Source organism: Nonomuraea guangzhouensis, from assembly GCF_019396345.1.
Taxonomy (GTDB): Bacteria; Actinomycetota; Actinomycetes; order Streptosporangiales; family Streptosporangiaceae; genus Nonomuraea; species Nonomuraea guangzhouensis.
Window position 1 is genome coordinate 354384 of sequence record NZ_JAHKRM010000010.1, and the last position, 22975, is coordinate 377358.

22 protein-coding genes are annotated in these 22975 nt (G+C 70.6%); 3 read left to right on the plus strand and 19 right to left on the minus strand.

The window, feature by feature from the left end; all coding sequences use genetic code 11:
• Positions 1–36: 36 nt before the first annotated feature.
• The 3 genes from KME78_RS22885 to KME78_RS22895 all read right to left on the minus strand — a co-directional run bounded on the left by KME78_RS22885 (position 37) and on the right by KME78_RS22895 (position 3213).
• On the minus strand, positions 37–1953 hold the full coding sequence (locus KME78_RS22885) for a Xaa-Pro dipeptidyl-peptidase (protein WP_219531151.1): 1917 nt from the start codon (positions 1951–1953) through the stop codon (positions 37–39).
• A 127-nt stretch (positions 1954–2080) separates the two neighbouring features.
• The gene (locus KME78_RS22890; protein ID WP_219531152.1) at positions 2081–2680 is read right to left on the minus strand and encodes an alpha-ketoglutarate-dependent dioxygenase AlkB; all 600 of its coding nucleotides are present in this window, start codon (positions 2678–2680) and stop codon (positions 2081–2083) included.
• Positions 2681–2724: 44 nt separating this feature from the next.
• On the minus strand, positions 2725–3213 hold the full coding sequence (locus KME78_RS22895) for a hypothetical protein (protein WP_219531153.1): 489 nt from the start codon (positions 3211–3213) through the stop codon (positions 2725–2727).
• Positions 3214–3346: 133 nt separating this feature from the next.
• On the opposite strand from KME78_RS22895, the gene KME78_RS22900 reads away from it, so the two are divergent.
• Positions 3347–4006 carry a FadR/GntR family transcriptional regulator gene (locus KME78_RS22900; RefSeq protein WP_219531154.1) on the plus strand — a complete coding sequence of 220 codons (660 nt, stop codon included), beginning with the start codon at positions 3347–3349 and terminating at the stop codon, positions 4004–4006.
• A 10-nt stretch (positions 4007–4016) separates the two neighbouring features.
• Here KME78_RS22900 and KME78_RS22905 read toward each other — a convergent pair whose 3' ends face one another.
• The 10 genes from KME78_RS22905 to KME78_RS22950 all read right to left on the minus strand — a co-directional run bounded on the left by KME78_RS22905 (position 4017) and on the right by KME78_RS22950 (position 14519).
• On the minus strand, positions 4017–5348 hold the full coding sequence (locus KME78_RS22905) for an NADH-quinone oxidoreductase subunit N (protein ID WP_219531155.1): 1332 nt from the start codon (positions 5346–5348) through the stop codon (positions 4017–4019).
• The gene (locus KME78_RS22910) at positions 5345–6793 is read right to left on the minus strand and encodes a complex I subunit 4 family protein (protein WP_308127093.1); all 1449 of its coding nucleotides are present in this window, start codon (positions 6791–6793) and stop codon (positions 5345–5347) included. Before KME78_RS22910 ends, KME78_RS22905 begins: the two co-directional genes overlap by 4 nt.
• Complete coding sequence (locus KME78_RS22915; protein ID WP_219531156.1) at positions 6790–8712, minus strand: NADH-quinone oxidoreductase subunit 5 family protein; 1923 nt, start codon at positions 8710–8712, stop codon at positions 6790–6792. The genes KME78_RS22910 and KME78_RS22915 overlap by 4 nt, the downstream gene beginning before the upstream one ends.
• Complete coding sequence (gene nuoK, locus KME78_RS22920; RefSeq protein ID WP_219531157.1) at positions 8709–9014, minus strand: NADH-quinone oxidoreductase subunit NuoK; 306 nt, start codon at positions 9012–9014, stop codon at positions 8709–8711. Before nuoK ends, KME78_RS22915 begins: the two co-directional genes overlap by 4 nt.
• Positions 9011–9508: an NADH-quinone oxidoreductase subunit J gene (locus KME78_RS22925; RefSeq protein WP_219531158.1), complete on the minus strand. Its 498-nt coding sequence runs from the start codon at positions 9506–9508 to the stop codon at positions 9011–9013. The genes nuoK and KME78_RS22925 overlap by 4 nt, the downstream gene beginning before the upstream one ends.
• Entirely contained in the window at positions 9505–10425 is a 921-nt protein-coding gene (locus KME78_RS22930; RefSeq protein WP_219531159.1) for a complex I subunit 1 family protein, read from the minus strand. The genes KME78_RS22925 and KME78_RS22930 overlap by 4 nt, the downstream gene beginning before the upstream one ends.
• Complete coding sequence (locus tag KME78_RS22935) at positions 10418–11656, minus strand: hypothetical protein (protein WP_246651702.1); 1239 nt, start codon at positions 11654–11656, stop codon at positions 10418–10420. Before KME78_RS22935 ends, KME78_RS22930 begins: the two co-directional genes overlap by 8 nt.
• Before the next feature lie 11 nt (positions 11657–11667).
• Positions 11668–12003 carry an NADH-quinone oxidoreductase subunit A gene (locus tag KME78_RS22940; protein ID WP_219531161.1) on the minus strand — a complete coding sequence of 112 codons (336 nt, stop codon included), beginning with the start codon at positions 12001–12003 and terminating at the stop codon, positions 11668–11670.
• A 142-nt stretch (positions 12004–12145) separates the two neighbouring features.
• On the minus strand, positions 12146–12784 hold the full coding sequence (locus KME78_RS22945) for a class I SAM-dependent methyltransferase (protein WP_219531162.1): 639 nt from the start codon (positions 12782–12784) through the stop codon (positions 12146–12148).
• Positions 12785–13205: 421 nt separating this feature from the next.
• Positions 13206–14519, minus strand: coding sequence for an RNA-guided endonuclease InsQ/TnpB family protein (locus tag KME78_RS22950; RefSeq protein WP_308127094.1), 1314 nt, complete (start codon positions 14517–14519; stop codon positions 13206–13208).
• Between the two features lie 23 nt (positions 14520–14542).
• Here KME78_RS22950 and tnpA point away from each other — a divergent pair, with 23 nt between their 5' ends.
• Positions 14543–14971, plus strand: a complete 429-nt coding sequence (tnpA, locus tag KME78_RS22955; RefSeq protein ID WP_219531163.1) for an IS200/IS605 family transposase — start codon at positions 14543–14545, stop codon at positions 14969–14971.
• Positions 14968–15396: a hypothetical protein gene (locus tag KME78_RS22960; protein ID WP_219531164.1), complete on the plus strand. Its 429-nt coding sequence runs from the start codon at positions 14968–14970 to the stop codon at positions 15394–15396. The genes tnpA and KME78_RS22960 overlap by 4 nt, the downstream gene beginning before the upstream one ends.
• A 46-nt stretch (positions 15397–15442) precedes the next feature.
• On the opposite strand, the gene KME78_RS22965 is transcribed toward KME78_RS22960, so the two are convergent.
• The 6 genes from KME78_RS22965 to KME78_RS22990 all read right to left on the minus strand — a co-directional run bounded on the left by KME78_RS22965 (position 15443) and on the right by KME78_RS22990 (position 22973).
• On the minus strand, positions 15443–15676 hold the full coding sequence (locus KME78_RS22965; protein ID WP_219531165.1) for an ATP-binding protein: 234 nt from the start codon (positions 15674–15676) through the stop codon (positions 15443–15445).
• A gap of 151 nt (positions 15677–15827) precedes the next feature.
• Complete coding sequence (locus KME78_RS22970) at positions 15828–16256, minus strand: YybH family protein (protein ID WP_219531166.1); 429 nt, start codon at positions 16254–16256, stop codon at positions 15828–15830.
• 555 nt (positions 16257–16811) lie between these two features.
• On the minus strand, positions 16812–17135 hold the full coding sequence (gene nirD / locus KME78_RS22975) for a nitrite reductase small subunit NirD (protein ID WP_219531167.1): 324 nt from the start codon (positions 17133–17135) through the stop codon (positions 16812–16814).
• Positions 17132–19564: a nitrite reductase large subunit NirB gene (nirB, locus tag KME78_RS22980; RefSeq protein WP_219531168.1), complete on the minus strand. Its 2433-nt coding sequence runs from the start codon at positions 19562–19564 to the stop codon at positions 17132–17134. The genes nirD and nirB overlap by 4 nt, the downstream gene beginning before the upstream one ends.
• A complete protein-coding gene (locus KME78_RS22985; RefSeq protein WP_219531169.1) occupies positions 19561–20955 on the minus strand; it encodes an FAD-dependent oxidoreductase in 1395 nt (464 codons plus the stop codon). The genes nirB and KME78_RS22985 overlap by 4 nt, the downstream gene beginning before the upstream one ends.
• Positions 20952–22973, minus strand: coding sequence for a molybdopterin oxidoreductase family protein (locus KME78_RS22990; RefSeq protein WP_219531170.1), 2022 nt, complete (start codon positions 22971–22973; stop codon positions 20952–20954). Before KME78_RS22990 ends, KME78_RS22985 begins: the two co-directional genes overlap by 4 nt.
• Positions 22974–22975 lie beyond the last annotated feature (2 nt).

Consider the following 22975-nt stretch of genomic DNA (forward strand, 5'->3'; position numbering starts at 1 on the left):
GTGGTGGCGGACCGGTCCGCCACCACCTGACGGCTTTTAGAAGAAGGTGTTCTCCGGCTCCGGCAGGTCGATCCGCGCCGGTCCGCGGAACTGGCTCGTGTCCTTCGGCACGTCCACCATCGGCGCCCCCTGCGTGAACGGCACGATCACACTGCTCCTGGCCAGGTCGAGCGTGACGTTCGCGCCCGTACCCGCCTCGGAGGTGTACGTCGTGTCGGTGCCCGCGACGATCAGGGCGATCCGGTGCCCCTTCCGGAAGGTGTAGTCGTGCGGCAGCGTCTGCCACTTGACCTTGCCCCATGTTCCGACCGGCAGGGGCGACGGAGTGCTCAGCGAGTCGCGGTTGCGCACGTCGATCCAGCCGCGGGCGACGATCTCGGCGGGGCGCGTCACCGTGTTCGTGGTCACCTTGCGGTAGCAGCCGTCGTCGGCGGCGGTGCTGTCGCCGTGGCAGTCCTCCTCGGTGAGCGTGGTGATGCCCTGGCCGCGCCGCCAGTCGACGCGGGTGGCGTCGCCGAAGTCGACGAGCAGGGCGGTCAGGTTGGCGTCCGGTTTGTCGAGCTTGACGCGAAGGTCGGCTGTGGGCGTACCGGACAGGCGCAGGTCGAGCGGGAGCGCGCCGCTGGTGAACGCCACCCGGCCCGGCTTGGCCGTACCGACGTCGGCGATCATCTCCTCCTCCTCGAGCGCCACGTCGGTGAAGGAGGCGCTGGCATCGCGCCTGGCCGGGAGGAGGCCGAGCGAGCCGTCGGCGGCCGGCCGCAGCGCGACGTTCGCCGCCAGTGGCGCCGGCCAGTCGCGCTGGGTGATCCACTGCGTCGGACCGGTCTGCACGTCGGCGCGCGGGGCGTTCATGACCTCGTTGCGTACGCCCTGCAGCCAGTGGTCGAACCAGCCGTGCAGGGTGTCCACCCACAGGTCCCTGCGGCCCTCGAAGTCGAACGGGTCCACGTGCTGGTACTGGCCCACCCAGATCTTGCGCGGTACGTTCCGCTTGGCCAGGGCCTGCCACCAGGTGGAGAAGTTGTCCGGCTTGACGTTCAGGTCGTTGGCGGTGTGCACCACGAAGACGCTGGCCCTGACCTTGGAGACGTCGCCGAGCAGGCCGTTGATGTAGTTTCGCTCGGCCCAGAACGCGTTGTAGTCGCCCGTGTCGTCGCCGTCCTCGGCGTCCATGCGATCCCGGACGGCCTGGCACTTGGCCTCGGGGTCGGTGTCGACGTAGTTGGCCAGCCAGGAGGCGTATTCGTAGTTGTAGACCACGCCGTTCGAGCGCTGGTACTTGTACCAGGAGCTGATCGCCGAGATCGGCACGATCGTCTCCAGGCCGCGCACGCCGGTGGCGGCCACGGCGTTGGCCAGCGTGCCGTCATAGGACTTGCCGATCATCCCGGCCTTGCCGGTGGTCCAGTCGGCCACGGCCTGGGTGCCGTCCGCGCGGTAGGCCTTGGCCCGGCCGTTCAGCCAGTCCACAACGGCCTTGCCGCCCAGGACGTCCGCCTTGCCGCCGATGTCGGGGCAGCCGTCGGACCTGGTGGTGCCGAGCATGTCGACGTTCAGGACGGCGTAGCCGCGCGGCACGAAGTAGTTGTCATAGAAGAGCGGAAATTTCGTGACGTTCCCGGCGGCGTCGTAGACCTTCCGCTCCGCCTCGTTGCCGCGTCCAGAATTGTCGTAGTACGGGCTCTCGTCGATGATCACCGGCACCTTGAGCCCCGGACCGGACTCCTTGGGCCTGATGATGTCGACGCGCACCCGGTCCAACCGGCCGTCGGAGTCGCTGTCGACGCTCGACTCGACGTACACGTATTCGCGGACGGCGTCCGCGTAGGAGAAGACCGGCTGCGTGCGGCCGTTCTCAACGGTGATCCTGGGGCCGGCGGCCGCTTGCGCGGGACTCGCGATCGCCATGGTGAGGGCGACGGCGACGAGGGCCGGGCGTAAGTGTGGCACGCGTGTCCTCCGAGACGGGTGGGCGCCAAAGTAACCGCAATCTCTCACCCGGCAGGGGGCCTGACAAGATCCGGTGCGTTTGCGTACAGGGGCGTGTTGGACCGATATAGCCCCATCCGATGCCCGTCTATCTAGAGCGCGACGCGCCGATGATCGTACGGAAGGTCACCGACACTCGCCGCCCCCGTGGGACCCGGCCCGCCGCGCCCGGGTCGCTCTTACGGGCGGCGATGCCGTGCCGCCACGCGTATCGGGCGGGTCCGGTCATGACGCACAAGCTGCCTGGGGCGAGTCGCACCGGCGACCGCTCCCCCGCCTCGGGATGAGTGAAATCCATGTCGCAGCCGGAGCCCAGGGAGATCGCCGCGACAACCGGCCCGAAACAGGGCACGCAGTCGATATGCGGGCTGATGCCCTGCCCCGGCTGATACTCGTTGATGATCGCCTGATCCGGTTCCTGGTCCATGATCCCTTCCCTTACCAGGCGTATGGCCTGCTCACGGGCCCATGCGGGGAGCGGGAGGGCGTCCCGCGGATCAGCGGCGACGCTGCGGCGAGCGTAGTCGTAGCGTTGGCCGTAGTGCTGTACGCGCCGCCGCAGCTCTGTCGACCACTCGGCGGCGTCGATGAACGCCAGTAAGGACGCGCACGCTTCTGGAGCGAGCCAGTCGGCGACATACCTCAGCCCCGGCACCGGGCCGCCGCCGTCAAGGGAAGACTCGGGCATCCCAGAACAGTAGCCAGCCCCGCCGACAGGAATCGCCCCGCCGGTCAGCAGGCCGAGAGCCATCTGACGGAGACGGCCCTGGACGGGATGCCGTTGGGCACCACCGCGACGTGATCCCACTCGTACACGATGCTCGGCCCCTCGTCGCCCTCGGCGGGCACCATCTGGGGCGAGTCCAGAACGCTCTCGCCCGTGCTGCCCACGCTGGCCACCACGCGCTGCTGGGCGTCCATGAAGACGAGCCGGCTGTGCCAGACGTCGGCGTGCTTGGTGAAGTCGGTGTCGCTCACCGCGTGCACGTGCACGCGGGTGGTGCCGCTCTCGATGTAGACGTAGCTGGGGAACTCCAGGTGGCAGTCCCCGACCTTCCACGGGCTGCCGAACGCCCCTCGTGCGAAGAGCGAGCTCGACGTGAGTGAGAGAAGCCTGGAGTCGGTCGCGGCGTCAGCGGAGGCCGGGCTCTGGATGCCGAGCGTGGCGATGAGCGAGACGATCGCGGCGACGGCGAAGGCTCCCCGTCTGAAGATGCGCATGGATCCTCCTGAGAGATGGGTTTGCCCTTCAGGCGTTCCATGCCGTTCCTGCGTGCTGTGGGGGGTGATCCGTTGGCCGCCGCTTGCGATACGGTGCCGTACTAAGTAACCACTGAGAATCGGCGATCGGCTCATGCGAAACGTGGCGCGGACCTCCCTGGTGGATGCCGCGATCGAGGAGCTCCGCAAGGAGATCACCAGCGGCGCCTGGCCGGTGGGGACGAAGATCCCGTCTGAGCTGCGGCTGGCGGAGAGTCTCGGCATGAGCCGGCTCTCGGTCCGTGAGGCCGTACGCGTGCTCGCCCACTCCGGGCTGCTGACCACCCGCCAGGGGGACGGCACATACGTCACGGCGGTCGACGAGTCGCAGGTCGCGCTGGGCAGGCGGATCGCCAAGGCGGCCGCGATGGACATCATCGACGTACGGCGCGGGCTCGATCTGGTGGCCGCGCGGCTGGCCGCCGGGAAGCGGACCGACGAGGACCTCGCCGGCATGCGCGAGGCGCTGGTACGCCGGGACGGGGCCGGGCGGGCGGGGGACGTGGACGCGTTCGCCGACGCGGATGTCGATTTCCACCTCCTGGTGGCCGACGCGGCGCACAACCCGCTGCTCAGCGACCTCTACCGGACCATGAGCGACGCCCTGCGCGACAGCGTCCGCCACATGGAGCAGGCGGCGCTGGTGCTCGACGGCTCGCACGAGGAGTTGCTGCGGGCGCTCGAGGACCGCGATCCCGGCGCCGCCGTGGCGATCTCCGTCGCCATCCTCGACCAGCAGGAACGCGACCTCTGATCAGCTACCGCTAGGGCAACACCAGCAGGACGATCCCGCCCGCCACCCCGAACGCCAAGGACGCCACGGCGATGACCGGTGCGAGCCACCCCCGAGCCGATCCCCCTTCGCCCTCCCTGGCGAAGACCGGCCGGATCCAGCGCAGGTAGTAGAAGACACTGGCCACCGTGTTCACCGCCACCACCACGGCCAGCCAGGCATGACCGCCGTCCCAGGCCGCCGCGAAGACGAGCAGCTTCCCCACGAACACCCCGGTCGGCGGCGTGCCGACCAGCCCCAGCAGGCACACCACCAGCGCGAACGCCGCCCACGGCGACCTCCGGGCCAGCCCCGCGTAGTCCCCGAGCCGGTCGGAGCCCAAGGACACGACCACGGCGAACGCGCCCAGGTTCGTGATCGCGTACGCGGCCACGTAGTACAGCAGCGCCCACGAGGCGAGCCCGGTACGGCCCGCCATGGCGACCGGCACCAGCAGGTAGCCGGCCTGGCTGATCGTGGAGTAGGCGAGCAGGCGGCGCACGTTGTCCTGGTGGAAGGCGGCCAGGTTGCCCAGCGTCATGGTGGCCACGGCGAGCACCGCGATCAGCGCGGGCTCGTCGAACACCTCGCCGGCCAGCCGGAACAGCGCCACCAGCGCGCCGATCTTCGGCACCGTGGTGACGAACGCGGCCACCGGCCGGGAGGCGCCCTCGGTGACGTCGGGCACCCAGAAGTGCGCGGGCACGCCCCCTGCCTTGAACAGCAGCCCGGCCAGCAGCAGGATCACGCCCACGACCGGCGCGTCGAGGCCGGGGTAGGCCGTGGCGCCCGCCGTGCCGTACACGAGGGTGACGCCCGCCAGCATGAGCACGCCGAGGAACGCGCCCATCAGGTAGTACTTCAGCGCGGCCTCGGTGCCGGGCGCGTCCTTGCCGAAGCCCGCCAGCGCGTACGCGGGGATGCCGGCCAGCAGGTACGCGGCGACGAGCACGAGCAGGTCGTCGGCGCCGGCCATGAGGACGGCGCCGAGCGCGGCCAGCAGGAGCAGCGTGTAGACCTCGGTCTCGCGGGGGTGCCCACGGGCCCAGCGGGTGGACAGGATGATCACGAGCAGGGTGGCGAGCGCGACCGTGGCCCGGGTGACGTTCGTGAGCGGGTCCACGGCGTAAGCGGCGAACGCCATCTTGTCCGGATTTTTCATGATGACGGCGGTGGCGACCATCGCGCCGGTCAGGGCCAGGCCGCAGATCCAGGCGGCGATCCACTGCCGGTGCCTGGGCAAGAAGAGGCCGGTCAGCAGGCCCGCCACGGCGCCCAGCAGGATCAGCAGCTCGGGGAGCAGGTCGAGCGGGTTCTCGGTCATCGGCTGACCAGGTTCACGATGGCGGCGGAGGCGGGTTCGATCAGGTCGAGGAGCCAGCGGGGGGCGATGCCGATGATCAGCGACAGGATCAGCAGCGGGGCGATGGCGGCCAGTTCGCGCGGGCATACGTCGGTGACCTGCGAGGTGAGCTCGCCGGGGCGGCCCAGGAAGGCGCGCTGCAGGACGCGCAGGAACAGCGCGGCCGTGATGAGGATGCCCACGATGCCCAGCGCACCGGAGATCACCGCACCCGCACCGATAACGCCAGTGAAGATCTGAAATTCCGCGACAAATCCGGAAAGGCCGGGGATGCCGAGCGAGCCGAACGCGGCCACCGCCATCAGCCCGGTCAGCACCGGCGGCATGCCGCCATATTTGCTGATCTCGTAGCTCTGGGCCCGGTCCCACAGGATGCCGGTGATCAGGAACAGCGCCCCGGTGAGCAGGCCGTGGCTGACCATCTGGGTGACCGCGCCGCTGACCGCCAGCTCCCTGGCCTGCGTGGGAGCGCTCAGCCCGGCCGCGCCCAACGCCAGGACGATGTAGCCCATGTGGTTGACGGAGGTGTACGCGATCAACCGCTTCAGGTTCTCCTGGGCCAGGGCGACCAGCGCGCCGTACAGGACTCCGGCGACGCCGATCACGATGATCACCCAGGCGTACTCGCGCCACGCCTGCGGCAGCATCGGCATCGCGATCCGGGCGAACCCGTACGTACCCATCTTGAGCAGCACCCCGGCGAGGATGGCCGAGCCGGCGGCGGGCGCGTCGGTGTGGGCGGGCGGCAGCCAGGTGTGCACGGGGACGGTCGGCGTCTTGATCGCCAGTCCCACGCCGATCGCGAGCAGGACCAGGGGTCCGGCTTTGGCGGGGTTCGTGGTGAGGTCGACCAGGTCGAAGGTGTGCGGCTCGGCGCCGAGGTACAGGCCGATGAAGCCGAGGAGCAGGGCCAGGGAGCCGAGGAAGGTGTACAGGAAGAACTTGAGCGCCGAGCGGGCCCGGTCGCCGTGCCCCCAGCCGACGATCACGAAGTACATGCCGACGATCGACAGGTCGAAGAAGACGAAGAACAGCAGCAGGTCGAGCGCCGCGAACAGCCCGATGGAGACCGTCTGCAGGAACAGGAACAACGCCGCGTACGCCCTGCTCGTCTCCCCCAGCGAGTAGACGGCGCAGACCAGGAACAGCAGCGCGGTCATCGCGATCAGCGGCAGCGACAGCCCGTCGACGCCGACGTGATAGCCCGCGCCCACGGACGGCATCCAGCGCAGCCTGGTCTCGTAGCCGATGCCGCCCTCGTAGCCCGTCCACATGGCGACCACCAGGGCCAGCTCCAGCGAGCAGACGCCGACCCACACCCATCCGGCGGCCTTCCCGCGCGGGAGCACCGCCAGCAGCGCCGCCGCCACCAGGGGGAGGAAGATCACGATATCGAGCACGCTCACCTCGCCAGCGCGAACACGACGGCCAGCACGATCAGCGCGACGGCGGCCTGGGCGAAATAGGTGTGTACCTGGCCGGTCTGCGGACGCCGGGCCAGCGTGCCGAGCCGTCCGGCCGCGCCGGCCACCGCCCGGACGAAGCCCTCGATGCCCGACTCGAACGGCCTGCGCGCCAGGCGCGCGGCGGCCATCCCCAGCCGGGGTACGGCGTTGACGGCGCCGTCGACGACCCGATCGTCGAACCACGCGGCCCCGCCGGCCAGCGCCGTCAACGGCCGCCACACCAGGCCGACCGCGGCCTTCTCCAACCACAGCCAACCGGCGAGCAACCCCTGCGGGCCCGGCGTCGCGACCGCCCGATGCCGTGTCGCGACCACCGGAAGTACGGCCCCACCCGGCCGGTTCCAGGTCGCGTCCGCCGGAGCTACGCCCTCGCCCGGCACAGCGTCCGGCACAGCGTCCGGCCGGTTCCGGGTCGCGAAGGCGACGGCGAGCACCACGGCCGCCGCCAGCGTCCCCGAGAGGGCCAGTTCGCCGACGGCCGGATGCGGTCCGGCGCCCGCCAGGACGGGCAGCCCCAGCACGACCGCGCCCAGCGCGAGCACCGGCAGCGGCAGCCGTTCCAGCAGCCCCACCCTTCGGGTGCCCGGCTGTTCGGTGTCGTCACGGGTGCCCGCGTCGACGGGCCGCCAGACGGCCACCAGCGCCTTGGCGGCGTAGGCGGCGCCCAGCAGCGCGCCCGCGAACGCCACCCCGTACAGCGCCGGCTCACGCACCGCCCCGAGCACCGCGTCCTTGGTCAGCCACAACGACAGCGGCGGCACCCCGGCCAGCGCCAGCGCCCCGATCCCGAACGTGACGCCGACCAGCGGATAGCGCCGCGCGGCCCCGTGCAGCCCGGTCAGCTCCTTGGTGCCGAGCGCCGCCAGCCACGCCCCGGCCCCGAGGAACAGCAGGCTCTTGACCGCCGCGTGCGCCACCAGCTGCGCCGCACCGCCCGGCACCTCCCCCACGCCCGCGCCCAGCACCATGAACCCGATCTGGGCGCAGGTGGAGGCGGCGAGCAGCTGCTTGAGGTCCCGCTGCGCGACGGCGACGGCCCCGAGCAGCAGCGCGGTCCCCGCCCCGGCCCACGCCACCACCGCCGCCGCCCACCCGGTCGCGGCCAGCAGCGGCTGGAGACGCAGCAGCAGGTACGCCCCGGCGGCCACCATCGTCGCCGAGTGCAGCAGCGCGGACACCGGACTGGGCCCGGCCATCGCCCGCGACAGCCAGAACGAGAACGGCACCTGCGCCGACTTGCCCAGCGCCGCCAGCACGATCCCGGCCGCGATCAGATCCCGCCACGGGGCCGGATCGCCGGGCAGTACGGCCAGCGCGAACGCCCCGTCCCCGTTGCCGGTGGCGGCCAGCACGCCCGCGAAGGCGGCGCCGGCGGCGAAGTACAGGCCGAGGTCGCCCGCCCGGGTGGTGACGAACGCGACCGTCGCCGAACGCACCCGCTCGCGGTCGTGCCACCAGTAGCCGATGAGCGCGTACGACATCGCGCCCATGACCTCCCACCCCATGAGCAGCAGCACCAGGTCGGTGGCCGTCACGGTCAGCAGCATGGCGCCGACGAAGATCAGCATGAGCCCGAAGAACCGCGCCTCGCGCAGCTCCCCGGCGGCGAACACCAGGACGGCCAGCGCCACCCCCGCCACGGTCACGACCATCACCGCCGACAGCCCGTCCACGGCCAGCCCGGAGTCGAAGAACAGCCGCGCGCCGACCCGGGGCCGCGCCAGCGCCGCGTGGCCGGCCAGGCCCAGCGTGGCGACGGCCGTGGTGAGGGCCACCGCCCTGGCGGCCCGCCGTACCAGAAGGAGGACGGCGCCCACGGCGATGGGCAGGGCGGGCAGCAGCCAGAGGAGGGCGTTCATTCCTTGAGGTCTCCGGCGTCGTCCGTCGTGTCCACGTCGCGCGCCCGGAAGATCGCGGTCACCACGGCGAACCCCATCGCCATCTCCAGCGCCATCACGGTCACGGCGACGAGGACCAGCACCTGACCGTCGGCGTTCTGGGGGGCGACGTAGTACCAGAAGGCCCCGCCGGCCACGATCAGACCGTTGATCATGAGTTCGAGGCCCATCATGAGCATGACGATCGACTGCTGGGACAGCGCGCCGTACAGGCCCACCGCGAAGAGCGCGGCGGCCAGCAGCAGGAAGCCCTGGAGTGTCATCGGTCGTAGCGCCCCCTGTGCGTGGCGAGCACCACGGTGGAGATCATCGTGGCCAGGATCGCCACGCCGATGACCATCATCACGAGCATCTTCGGCCCCATGATCGACAGGCCGAGCGCGTGGGTGGGATCGCCGCCCGGACGTTCCTTCGCGGCCGGCCAGGGGGTGAGCAGCGCCCCCGCCGCCAGCAGCACGAACGCGGCCCCGGCGATGATCGCGGCGGCCCGGTTGTTGTGCACCATCTTCATCGGCATCAGCCCCGCCGGGTTCATCATGTACATGATCATGAAGATCGCCATGATCATCATTTCCATGACCATCATCAGCACGATCAGCACGCCGAGGTAGCGCAGGTCGATCAGCAGGAACGTACCGCCGACGGCCAGCAGCGACGCGAGCAGCGCGAACGTCGCCCGCGCCATCGAGTCCACCACGAACACCATGACCCCGGCCGCCACCGCCACCACGGCGAGAACCCAGAAGGCGACGCTCATGGCAGCACCACGATCCCGACCACGAGCAACTGGGCCAGCATGAGCGGGATCAGCACCATCCAGGAGAAGTCCATGAACCGATCCATCCGCACGGCCGGCAGCCGATGCTTGGCCACGACCAGCGGGACCAGCACCGCGACGGTCTTGACCAGCGTCCACGCCCAGGCCGGCAGCAGCGGCCCCGCGCCGCCCCCGAGGAACAGGGGCACAGCCGCGGCGGCGGCCACCACGAGCACCGCGTACCGTCCGGCCAGGAACAGCAGCCGATCGGCACCGGCCAGCTCGGCGGGCACTCCCCCGGCGAGGTCACGGCCGAGCGGCTGCCCCATCGGCCCCCAGAACGCCATGGCCAGCGCCGAGACCAGGTAGACGAGGAAGGCGACGGGCATCCAGACGGCGTACCAGAGGTCGTGCTGCGCCTGGACGATGCCGGTCATCCGCAGCGACCCCGCGCCCAGGGCGACGGTGATCAGGGCGAACATGTGCGGCAGCTCGTACGCCAGCCCTTGGACGACGTAGCGGTAGCCGCCGATCAGCGGATACACGGAGTTGGCGCCCCAGCCGATCAGCCAGAGGGCCGGCCAGACGCACACCTCCATGGCGTTGAACCACACGACCCCGACGTCCAGGTCCACCACCGGCGCCCCGCCGAGGGGCAGCACGGCGGCGGCCAGCACGGGGGCCAGGAGCAGCGTCAGGAGGCCGATGCGGGTGAGCAGGGCGTCGGGCAACAGCGTCAGGCGCCGCTGCTGCACCAGCAACCGGGCCACCTCCCGCAACGGCCCGGGCTGTTGTGGCGGCGGTCCCGGATGCCGCGACCGCGGGGGTGAGCCCAGGCGGGCGTCGAATGCCGCAGCACCCCATATGAGCGCCGCCAGTGCGGCGGCCAGCCCGAGGACCGCACCGGGCTCAGCCATGGAACGCCTCCCGGGGGAGCTGGTCGAGATCGGGGTCGAGACCGGCCACGATCAGGCGGGCGGCGGCCAGCTCGGCTCCGTCCAGCAGCCGGGGAAGCACGTCCAACGCCGCCACCGACGACCGCTCTCCCACGGGGCCTCTGGGTCCGTCGTCCCCGACGAGCGGCGTCGGGTCGTCCAGCGCGTCCAGGGCGGCTCCGGTGCGGTCCAGCCACCAACGCAGCCGACCCAGCACGTCTCCCTCCGGCGAGACGACGGCTCCCGCGTCGGGGCCCGCGCGAGGTCGCACAGCGTCTTCCGCGTCAGGCTCCTCGCCGAGTCCCATGCTGAGTCCCACGTCGCGGAGCATCCAGGCGAGGATCCTCGACCGCCGCACCCGCCGGGCGAACCGGGCGTGATCACGGCTCAGGTCGGCTCGGGAGTCCTGCGCCAACGTACGGTCCCGCAGCCATCTGGCGTGCAGGGCAGCCGAGGGCCACCCGGCCACGGCCAGTAGCCGCCCCAGGCTGTCGAGGTGCGACGCGGCCCTGCGCCGCTCCGCCTCGCCCCGCGTCACCGCCGCCCGCCCCTCCGACGCGGCCACCCAGGGCTCATCCCAGAAACTCACCCCACCCGCGACTCCGCCCACCACCCGTACGGTCGCCCGCTGGATCACGTCACCCTGGAGCACCGTCTCCACGACCAGCCCGCTGGGCCAGTCGACGAGCACGGGCCCCAGCGGGACGTGCAGCCGGTCGAGCTTGAGCCCGTCCCGATCCGGCCCCCGCTCAGCCATGGCCACCCCACCTGGACTCCCCATGTGATGCTCATGCCCACCGGCCCCCATGTCCCCATGCATCCCGCCGTGGTCCATCCCGCTGTGGTCCATCCCGCCGCGATCCGTCGGCTCCTGCGGCCAGGACCGCGACTGCCGCCCGGCCGCGTCGCGACGCTGGCCGGGCTCATCCCCCAGCGCCACCACCGCACCGTCCAACGCCCCCGCGACCACCTCGGGCGTGGCCTCCGACGGCAGCTCCACGAACGCCCGAGGACTCACGACACCCTCCCAGACGACCCGTATCGCCTCCGCCAGCTCCTCCCCCGGCACGCCGCACACCACCACCAGGCTCGCCTCCCCCGGCGACAGGGCGACGGCCCACCCCCGGCGCGCCACCTCCGCTTCCACCAGCAGCCGCGTACGCGTCCCGTACACCCCGGCGACAACCAGCGGCCGCACGGACGCCCGCCGCATCAGCCACCCGCTCAAACCCACCGGAACGCCCCCTCCCGCCACGCGTAGACGACCCCGACCATCAGCAACCCGAGGAACGCGAACATCTCCACCAGCGCCACACCGCCCACCTCGGCCACCACCAGCGCCCACGGGTACATGAAGATCATTTCCATGTCGAAGGCGAGGAAGACGAGCGTCACCGCGTACCAGCGAACATGAAACCGGGACAGCGCGTGCTCCCGAGGCAGCCCACCCGACAGGTACGGCCCCACCCGCAACGTCCCCCGGGGCGCGACGACCAGCGAAACGGCGTACACCCCGGCCACACCCACGACGACAAGGGCCACCAGAAGGAACGTTTGCATCGATCACACCCCAGCCATCTACCAAGCGCGGTAGTGAGCACTCCAGAGGCGATACCCAGCCATGGAGAAACTACCGTAAATAGTAGATAGCCCCTCAGTACTCGTCGATCAGGGCCGCATCACCACACGCCTGCCGGCGTCCCTAAGGTCTGCGGGCGAGACCCAGGATGTGGGCCATGGCCGGCGACTTCGGCGTCGCCTTGTGGACGAACCGGTCGATGTCCTCGATCACGAACCCCGCGCCCCGGATCGCCGCCGCGGTGTCCCGGTTGGGGCGGCAGTCTCCGGCCATCAGCCGCCACAGCGGGGTGATGAGATCCTGCAGCACGCCCCGGACCGGGTTCGCCGAGCGTACGTGCTCGAAGAAGCGCAGCTCACCGCCCGGTTTGAGTACTCTGCGTACCTCCGCCAGCACCACGGCCTGGTCGGGGACGGAGCACAGCACCAGCGACACCACGGCCGCGTCGAACGACCCGGCGTCGTACGGCAGCGCGCCGGCATGCCCCCGGACCACCGTCACGGGCACCGGGGCCGGAGCCGCGGCCCGCTCGGCCAGCGCACGCAGGTGGTCCTCGGGCTCGACGGCGACGACCTCGCGCACCTGCGGGGGATAGTGCGGGAAGTTCATCCCGTTGCCGGCGCCGACCTCCACCACCCGGCCGCTCAACCCGGACAGCAGCCGACGCCGCAGCCCGGCCATGCCGTTCCGCTCGGCCTCGGCGCTGAGCCGCTCGTACATGCGGGCGAAGCGCGGATGCTGGAACTCCGAAAGGTCCTGCATGCCCCCACGCTAGACCGCGCATCGTCCCACCGCGCACCCCAAAGCATCTCATCAGCCACAAGACGGGCGATGGTCCTTGGCCCGACTGACCACTGAAGATGACGCGGGCCGGAGACGGGAACCCTGCCTCCGGCCCCTTACCGCATGGCGGCTCGGTTCAGGGACTGGGCGTGCCGGTGTCGTCCCATCGCCATTGCGTCCCATCCCAGTGGTTGCGGAGGAAGGTGTCATTCTCACCCCTCGCCAGCACGTGGACGCGCTGCTTACCGCCCTCGGAGTAGGTGCCCGCACCCATCAGGGGCCCCAACTCTTCGCCGGTGCTCGGTGTGCCCTGGTCGGCCCATCGCCACTGGGTTCCCGTCCCAGTAGTTCACTTGACGTGCTCCTCCACATGAATGAATGTGGAGGATTCCTGTGCTGCTTACGCAGCAGTTCGCAGCGCGGATGCGGGCGAGACTGTGGGACAGGATGCTTGACGCTTCACAGGCCCCGCTATCGCGGAGTCTCCACGTCCTGTGACCGCCCATCCGGCGGCAGAGTTGTAGCGATGAAGCTGGTTTCGGGCGGCGTTGGTGTCGGCGTTGCCGATCCATCCGCACGCCGGGTTCTTGCACGCGAACCGCGCCTGCGTCTCGCGTGATCCCGCAGTCGTGGTGTGACAGCGGTGGCACTCTTGGCTGGTGCCGTGCGGGCGGACCTTGGCGACCAGGCCGCCGCGGTCGGCGCTCTTGTAGGTCAGGAACTCCACCGTTCGGCCCCACGCCTGGCCGGCGATCGAGCGGTTCAGGCCTCGTTTCTGGGCGACGTTTATCCCCGGCTCCCGCACGGTCCCAGAGGCCGAGGCCAGCATGTTGGTGATGTTCAGGTCTTCGACCACGATGGCGCTGAATCGCCGTGCGAGGTCGGTCGTGTTCTGATGCTGCCAGTCGACGGCTCGGCGCTTGGCTGTCGCGCGGAGCCGGGCGATCTGGTCGTAGGTGCGGCGTTCCCGGTTGGAGACCGGGTCGCCTTTCTTGCGGGTGGCACGCTGACGGGCGCTTTTGCGCTCCAGACGCAACAGCCGCTCGCGCTGCCCGCTGCTCAGCCACGGGCCGTGCCGAAGGTGTTCCCCGGTGGACAGGGCCAGGGGGACCGTGATGCCTCGGTCCATGCCGGCCTTCGGCCCGGTGTGCGGGACAGGTGCGGGTATGAGCAGCTCGGTGCGGAAGACGATGTTCCACCCGTGGGCGTCTTTCACCAGGCGAGCCCCAGTGATCCTCCCGCGGGGTCCGCCCTTGGTGAGGCCGGGCAGGTCTTTTGTCCACCGGAACTTCACCCGCCCGACCTTGGGCAGGTTCACCGCGCCCCACCTGCGGTTGATCCGGGTGATCTGCAGGTCGCGGGCCTGGGGGACGTCCACGGCCATCCGGGACCGGAACCGGCCCTTGAACGTCGGGCGCTCGGCCGGGTGGTCGGGGTTGAAGAAGTTCGCCCACGCCTGCCGGTAGGTCTTCAGTACGGCTTGCGCGGCCTGAGCGGGCAGCTGCCCCATCCACTCGATCTCGTGGCGGGCCTGGCGAATCGCCGCGTCGCACTCCTTCAATGACGCCAACCGGCCCTGACGGAAGGTCGTGAACTCATGGAGCAGGTTCCACACGGCACGCGCGGCGTGTGCCTGAGCGTCCAAGACGGCTGATTGCCGCTTGTCCAACGCCAGGCGCGCGACGTGCGCACGAGTTCGCTTCACCTTCTCCACGCATTGATCATATCGTTTGGTCTATGTCACCGCGATGGAATCCGAATCCCGATGTCAGAACGGGACGATATGTCGTCTACACCCTCCACGCCCATTTGGTGTTCGTGACCAAGTACAGGCGTGGGGTGTTCACCGACGAGATGCTGATCCGCTGCGAGGAACTCATGCGCGAGGTATGCGCCGACTTCGAGGTCGAACTGCGCGAATTCAACGGCGAGCACGACCACGTCCACCTGCTGGTCCACTACCCGCCCAAGGTCGCCCTGTCCAAACTCGTCAACTCGCTGAAGGGGGTATCGCCTCGGATGCTTCGTAAGGAATACAGCGCACACGTCCGCACATACCTCTGGGGCGGACATTTCTGGTCTGGTTCCTACTTCGCCGGGTCGGTCGGCGGGGCACCGCTCACCGTGCTCAAGCAGTACATCGAGCAGCAGAAACGACCTGGGTGAGTAAAGCCGCCGACAAATCTGAAAGGTCAGGGCACGCTCGCGCCCTAGCGGGCACTCCCACGTGGGCCTTCACCCCCGGCGTAAACGCCGGAGCGCTGGCCCACATTCTGGTAGAGCTCGCCGTCCGAGCCGCGTACGAAGACGTAGATCCGCTGCTTGTTCGCCTCGCGATCGCCCGCAGCGTCCGCTGCTGCGGCAACGCTCCGCGCGACCCACCCGTCGCCAGGTCGAACGACGTCTCCAGGCGGGCGGCGATCTCCTCGATCGCCAGCATCCTCGCCCGTGCGGCCGTGAGCTCGATGGCCGGCGGAATGCCGTCCAGCCGGTGGCACACCAGCGCGACCGGCATCGCGTTCTCGGCGGTGAGCGGGAAGCCGGGTTCCACGGCCGCCACCCGATCCACGAGCAGACGGACCGCGTCGTAGCGAAGCAGGCTCCGTATGGGAGGCAGGTTCCGCGGATCCGGCACCGTCAGCGGCTGCACCGGCCAGTTGCGCTCGCCGTTGACCCGGCCGACACCTCGCCCGCGACCGCGACGGCCAGCCGGGTCTTGCCGCAGCCACCCGGCCCGGACAGCGTGACCAGCCGGCCATCGGCCAGTAATCCGGCCACCTCGGCCAGCTCCCGGTCCCGCCCGACCAGCGGCGTCAGCGGCAGCGGCAGATTGTGCGCCCCACCTGGGGATCGTGCGGCATCTGGCATCACAGACCGCTCCTGGGCGCCTGTCCTCGACCGGCCCGCCAAGGCGCCCCTCGCAGTCTATAAAAAAGCACTGATCCTGGGCATGAAGCAGCCCGCCTGCCGCAGGGCGTCGAGCCGGCTCTGCTGACAGGCAGGCAGGAAGGTCACCGACCGCTCAGGTCGGCTCGTTGTCCATGAAAAGGTCGATCTTCCACTCACCGTCGGACTTCTTCAGCAGGAAGAACTCGCGGTAAGTCTCGTCGCCCTCCTTGCTGGTGGTGCGGACGAAAGCCGCCTCGTTCCCGAACGTCCGCGTCTCGTCGAAGGTGTGCGTACGTTCGGCCTTCTCCTTGAACTCGTCCTCGAACAGTTTGCGCAGCGCCTCGGTGCCGTCAGCGGTCGGCTTGCCCGCTATGGCGGCCATGCCGTCGGAGGCGAACGCGTCGGCGGCCTTCTCCGCGTCACCGGCCTTGGCCGCGTCGAAGTACGCCTGTACGGCCGCGCGCGGCGAGGTCATCTCGGTGCCCGTGGGTTCCAGGCTCATGGTGCCCGACTCGGTCGGCATCTCCGACTCGGTCGGCGTCGGGCCTGATTCTGAGGGCATGGGCGGAGAAGTAGGGCTCGCCACCGCGCCCATCAGTCGCATATTGCTACCGCCCGCGGCACAGCCCGTGACGAGCATAGCCGGGACGACTGCCGCCAGCAGGAGTGCTCTGGCCTGGGATTTTGTGCTCATAGCGGGCTAATTCCCCCCAACACCCGCCCCGAATGCACCATTTATCCACTTCGGACAACCCTTTTACCACCCCCCGCCACAGCCACGGAGATTGCTCACAGTAACCTTCACAGGAGTTGGTGAGACCGTTCAGAGGTTGGATCGTTGCCGGGCCGCGACCAACGCGCCGCCGGGTCCGATAGCGTCCAACGAGTGCCGCACCTGGAGACGAGCCTGAGCACCGAACCCGAGCCTCTGCCGCAACGCGACGATGCGGAGCGCTGCGACAGCATCGACTCCGAACGGCGCTGTGTCCTACCGGTGGGACATCAGACCGCGCATGTGTACCCACCGGCGGAGATGATGGTCGAGCCCTAGAACGCGAAGAGGCGACCCAGTCGCGCTCGATGAGCGTGACCGGCCCGCCTCCCCGAACCAGAGCCGTCAAACGCCGATCTGCACCAGCCCACCGTCCACCCGGATCGGATACACCGGTACAGAGAACCCAGGCTCGTCCAAGCACTCCCCGCTCACCAGCGAGAACACCTGCTTGTGCAGGGGCGACGCCACAGTGGGCTCCCCCCGCCGAGTGCCGACGATGCCCCGCGACAACACCTGCACCCCGCTGAACGGGTCCAGATTGTCGATCGCGTGCACCGTACCGTCGAACGTACGGAAGACGGCCACCTGCCGTCCGTCCACCAGAGCGCACACCCCGCGCTCCGGCAGCAACGCCTGATACCCGCAGACGGGAATCCAGTTGCTCATCGGGCCAACACCTCCACCGGCTTGATCTGGTCGCGTTCGGTCTCGAAGACGATCGACGGGTCGGGAACCCCCGGCGCGTTGACGAAGCTGACGAACCGGCCGAGCTTCTCCGGATCGTCGATGGTCGTCTGCCATTCGTCCACGTACGTGGAGACGTGGTGCTGCATCTGGGCATCCAGCTCGGCGCAGATCCCCAGGGAGTCGTCGATGATCACCTGCCGCAGGTAGTCGAGCCCGCCGTCGAGCGACTCCAGCCAGGCGGCGGTGCGTTGCAGCCGATCGGCGGTGCGGATGTAGAACATGACGAACCGGTCGATCGTCCTGATCAGTTCCTCGGTGCTCAGGTCACCCGCGAGCAGGTCGGCGTGGCGCGGCTTGAACCCGCCGTTGCCGCCGACGTACAGGTTCCAGCCCTGCTCGGTGGCGATGATCCCGAAGTCCTTCGACCGGGCCTCCGCGCATTCGCGGGCGCACCCGGACACGGCCGACTTGAGCTTGTGCGGCGCGCGCAGGCCGCGGTAGCGCAGCTCCAGGTCGATGGCCAGGCCGACGGAGTCCTGGACGCCGTAGCGGCACCAGGTGGATCCCACGCACGACTTCACCGTCCGCAGCGCCTTGCCGTAGGCGTGGCCGGACTCGAACCCGGCGTCGACGAGCCGCCGCCAGATCTGCGGCAGCTGTTCGACGCGGGCGCCGAACAGGTCGATCCGCTGCCCTCCGGTGATCTTGGTGTAGAGGCCGAAGTCGCGGGCCACCTCACCGATCACGATGAGCTTGTCCGGCGTGATCTCGCCGCCGGGGATGCGCGGGACGACCGAGTAGGTGCCGTTCTTCTGGATGTTGGCGAGGAAGGCGTCGTTGGTGTCCTGCAGGGCCGCCCGCTCGCCGTCGAGGACATGCCCGTTGTGCAGCGAGGCGAGGATCGAGGCCACGGCCGGCTTGCAGATGTCGCAGCCCCGGCCCTGCCCATGCTCGGAGATCAGCTCCGAGAACGTGGCGATGCCACGCACCCTGACGATGTCGTACAGCTCGGCCCTGGAGTAGGTGAAGTGCTCGCACAGCGCCTTGCTCACCTCGACCCCGGACTTCTCCAGGAGCTGCTTGAGCATCGGCACGCAGCTCCCGCAGGTGGTGCCCGCCCGCGTGCACGCCTTGATCCCGGGAACGTCGGTGAGCGACTTGTCGGCGATGGCGGTGCGGACCGTCCCCGCGCAGACGTTGTTGCACGAGCACACCTGCGCGTCGTCGGGCAGGTCCAGCTCAGCCCCCGACCCGGTGAACAGCAGGTCGGACGGCGCCGCGGGCAGCGGCTTGCCGACGAAGGGACGCAGCGACGAGTAGGGTGAGGCGTCGCCGACGCAGATGCCGCCGAGCAGCGTCTTGGCGTCGTCGCTGATGAACAGCCTCTTGTAGACGCCGCCCACCGGGTCCATGTAGGTGACGTCGAGCGCGCCGTCCATCGCACCGAACTGCGCCACCTCGACGCCGAGCAGCTTCAGCTTGGTCGACAGGTCGGCCCCGTCGAAGGTGGCGGCCCCGCCCAGGATGCGGTCCGCGGCCACCTCCGCCATGGTGAAGCACGGCCCGACCAGCCCGTACACCATGCCGCCCGCCAGCGCGCACTCGCCGATCGCGTAGATCGCCGGGTCCGACGTACGCATCCCGGCGTCCACCGTGATGCCGCCTCGCTCGCCCACGTCCAGCCCGCTGGTCCGGGCGAGCTCGTCGCGCGGCCTGATCCCGGCGGAGAAGACGACGATCTGGGCGTCCAGCAGGGTGCCGTCGGGCTTGCGCAGCCCGGTGACACCACGCTCGTCCGCGACGATCTCCTGGACGCCCGCGCCCGCGTGCACGCTGAGCCCGAGCGCCTCGATGTGGCCCTTGAGCACCGAGCCGCCGCCCTCGTCGACCTGGCGGGGCATCAGCCAGGGGCTCATCTCCACGATGTGCGTCTTGAGCCCCAGCCCGCGCAGCGCGTCGGCGGCCTCCAGGCCGAGCAGCCCGCCGCCGACCACCACGCCCTCGGTCGCGTCCTTGGCGGCCATCCTGATCGCGTCGAGGTCGTCGATGGTCCGGTAGACGTGGGCGTGCTCCGCGCCCGGCACCGGCGGCACGAACGGCGCCGACCCGGTCGCCAGCACGAGCACGTCGTACGGCTCGGCCGACCCGTCGGCCAGCGTGACCGTGCGGGCCTCGCGGTCGATCCCGGTGACGCGCCCGCCGAGCCTGGTCACCGTGCCCGGCGGCACCGGGTAGGTGAGGTCCTCGACGCTGATCCCCGACAGGTAGGAGGTCAGCGCGACCCGGTCGTAGGCGGGGCGGGGCTCCTCGCCTATCACCGTGACCCGGCCGTCGAAGCCCCGCTCGTGCAGCGTTTCGACGAGCCGATGGGCGGTGGGTCCGTAACCGACGACGACGATCCTGTTCATGCCGAGATCCCTTCCTGCTCACACAGCCAGCCGACGATGCCTTCCACGGCATCCCGGCAGGTCCCGCACCCGGTAGTGGCCCTGGTCGCGGACGCCACCGCGGCCACGTCCCGCGCGCCGGCCTCCCAGCACGCCCTGATCTGGCCCTTGGTCACGTTGTTGCACTGGCACACCTTCGCCGCGTCGGGCATGAGCACCGGGCTGTCGGCCACGGTGACCGTCGCCAGCCCGGGGAACAGCAGCCCGGCGCGGTCGCCCGGCAGCGGCCCACCGCGGTCGAAGAGCTGGGTGAGCGTGCCGACGGCGTCGGTGTCGCCCAGCAGGATCGCGCCGACCAGCCGGCCGTCGCGGATGACGAGCTTGCGGTAGGTGCCGCGGGCCCGATGGCTGAAGCGCACCACCTCGGCGTGTTCCTCGGTGAGCTGGGTCTCGCCCATCGCGGCCAGCTCGACACTTTTGGCCTTGAGCCTGGTCACCAGCCGCGAACCCCGGTAGAGCGCCTTGCCGCCGGTGATGACCTCGGCGGCGACGGACGCCTGCTCCCATGCGGGGGCGACCAGGCCGTAGACGGTGCCGTCGTGCTCGGCGCACTCGCCGATGGCGAACACCGCCGGGTCCTCGGTACGCATCTCGTCGTCCACGACGATGCCCCGCCGTACGGACAGGCCCGAATCCTTGGCCAGCCCGGTCACCGGACGCACGCCGCAGGCCAGCACGACGAGGTCGCCCTCGACCAGCTCGCCGTCGGCCAGCCGGACACCCTCTTCCAGGATCGCCTCGGCCGACACGCCGGTGCGGATGTCCACGCCGAGCCCGGTGAGCGTCTCGCCGAGCACCAGCCCGGCCTCGGCATCGAGCTGCCGCTCCATCAGGTGGTCGGCCAGGTGCAGCAGCGTCACGGGCAGGCCGCGCCCGGCCAGCCCGCGCGCGGCCTCGATGCCGAGCAGGCCGCCGCCGACCACCACCGCCCGTTCCGCGCGCTCGGCCGCCTCCAGGATGCGGTGGCAGTCGTCGAGCGTGCGGAACGGGATCGCCAGCTCGGCTCCCGGCACCGGCGGGACGACCGCCTGGCTGCCGGTGGCCAGGACCAGCATGTCGTACGGCGTGCTCCGGCCGTCGGCGGTGATCACCGTCTGGGCGCTCCGGTCGACGCGCACCACCTCGCTGCCGAAGACGGCCTCGACGTCGTGGGTGGCGTACCAGCTCGGGTCGAGCAGCCGTACCTGGTCGGGCCCCGAGCTCCCGGCCAGGACGTTCGACAGCAGCACCCGGTTGTAGGGCTGCCAGGTCTCGGCGCCGAACACGGTGACCGACAGGTGCGGATCACGCGCCCGCACCTCGCCGACCAGCCGCGACCCGGCCATCCCGTTGCCTACTACGACGAGCCTCATGCGATCTTCTCCACCCTGACGGCGCAGACTTTGAACTCCGGCATCCGTGATGTCGGATCGAGTGCGGGGTTGGTCAGGCGGTTGGCGCCCTCCCAGTGGAACGGCATGAAGACGGTGTCCCGCCTGATCGATTCGCTGATCCGGGCGAGCCCCGTGCTCTCGCCTCGCCGGCTGAGCACGCGTACGACGTCTCCGGCGGTGATGGCCAGCTGCTCGGCGAGATCCGGGTGGAGCTCGACGAACGGCTCCGGCGCGGCCTTGGACAGGGCGGCGATCCTGCGGGTCTGCGCGCCGCTCTGGTACTGGGCCAGCACGCGGCCCGTGGTCAGGTAGACGGGGTAGTCCTCGTCGGGCTCCTCGGCCGCGGGCCGGTGCTCGACGGGCACGAACCTGGCGCGGCCGTCCGGGGTGGCGAAGGAGTCGAGGAACGGGCGCGGGCGGCCGGGGCCCTCCGGCGACGGGCAGGGCCAGAACACGCCGGTCTCCTCGGTGATCCGCTCGTAGGTGATGCCCGCGTAGTCGGCCGCGCCGCCCGCGCTGGCCCGGCCCAGCTCGTCGAACACCTCCCGCGGCTCGGCCGAGAAGCGGTGGCCGAGCCGTCCGGCCAGCTCCCGGATGACCTCCAGGTCGCTCCTGACCCCCTCGGGAGCGGGCACGGCCTGGCGGCGCAGGAGCACCCGGCCTTCGAGGTTCGTCATGGTGCCGGTCTCCTCGGCCCACTGCGTCACGGGGAACACCACGTCGGCCCGCGCGGCCGTCTCCGACAGCACGATGTCGGAGACCACCAGCAGGTCGAGCGCGTCGAGCCGCTCGGTCACGTGCGCGGACCGGGGCGCGGACACCACGGGGTTGGAGCCGAAGACCAGCAGGGCGCGCGCCCCCTGGGGCGTGCCGAGCGTGTCGAGCAGCTCGTAGGCCGAGCGTCCCGGGCCGGGCAGTTCGTCGGGCCGTACGCCCCAGACCGCGGCGACGTGCTCGCGGGCAGCCGGGTCGTCGATCTTGCGGTAGCCGGGCAGCTGGTCGGCCTTCTGGCCGTGCTCCCTGCCGCCCTGGCCGTTGCCCTGCCCGGTCAGGCAGCCGTACCCGGAACCGGGCCGGCCGGGCAGCCCCAGCGCCAGGGCCAGGTTGATGAACGCGGTGACGGTGTCGACGCCCTTGGCGTGCTGTTCGGCGCCCCGCCCGGTGAGCACGGCGGCCCGTCCGGCCGCGGCCAGCGCCCGTACGGCCTCGCGCATCCTGGCGACCGGCACACCGGTGATGCGCTCGACCCGCTCCGGCCACCACGAGGCGAGCGAGGTGCGGACCTGCTCGAAGCCGGACGTCCTGGCGGCGACGTAGTCCTCGTCGACCAGCCCGTCGGCGATGACCATGTGCAGCATCCCCAGGGCGAGCGCCAGATCGGTGCCCGGCGTGGGCTGCAGGTGCAGCCAGGCCAGCTTGGCCGTCGCGGTGCGGCGGGGGTCGATGACGATGAGCCGCGGCCCGGTCAGGTGCCGGACGAAGGGCGGCATGGTCTCGGCGACGTTCCCCCCGGCCAGCAGGACGACGTCGGTCTCGGCCAGGTCGGTGATCGGGAACGGCAGGCCGCGGTCCATCCCGAACGCCCTGAGCGAGGCGGCCGCGGCCGACGACATGCAGAAGCGGCCGTTGTAGTCGATCTGGCTGGTGCCGAGCGCGACCCTGGCGAACTTGCCGAGCTGGTAGGCCTTCTCGTTGGTCAGCCCGCCGCCGCCGAACACGGCCACGGCGTCGGGGCCGTGCGCGGCGCGGATGGCGACCAGCCGGTCGGCCACGTAGTCGAGAGCGGTCTCCCAGGCCACGGGCCGGCCGTGGAGCAGCGGTGTGGTCAGCCGCTCGCCGTTGGTCAGCAGGTCGGCCGCCGTCCAGCCCTTCTGGCACAGGGCGCCGCCGGAGTTCGCCGGGACGTCGGTGCGCGGCGCGATCGTGATCTCGGATCCCAGGGCGGTGATCGTCATGCCGCACTGGAGAGCGCAGTACGGGCAGTGGGTCGCGGTCACCA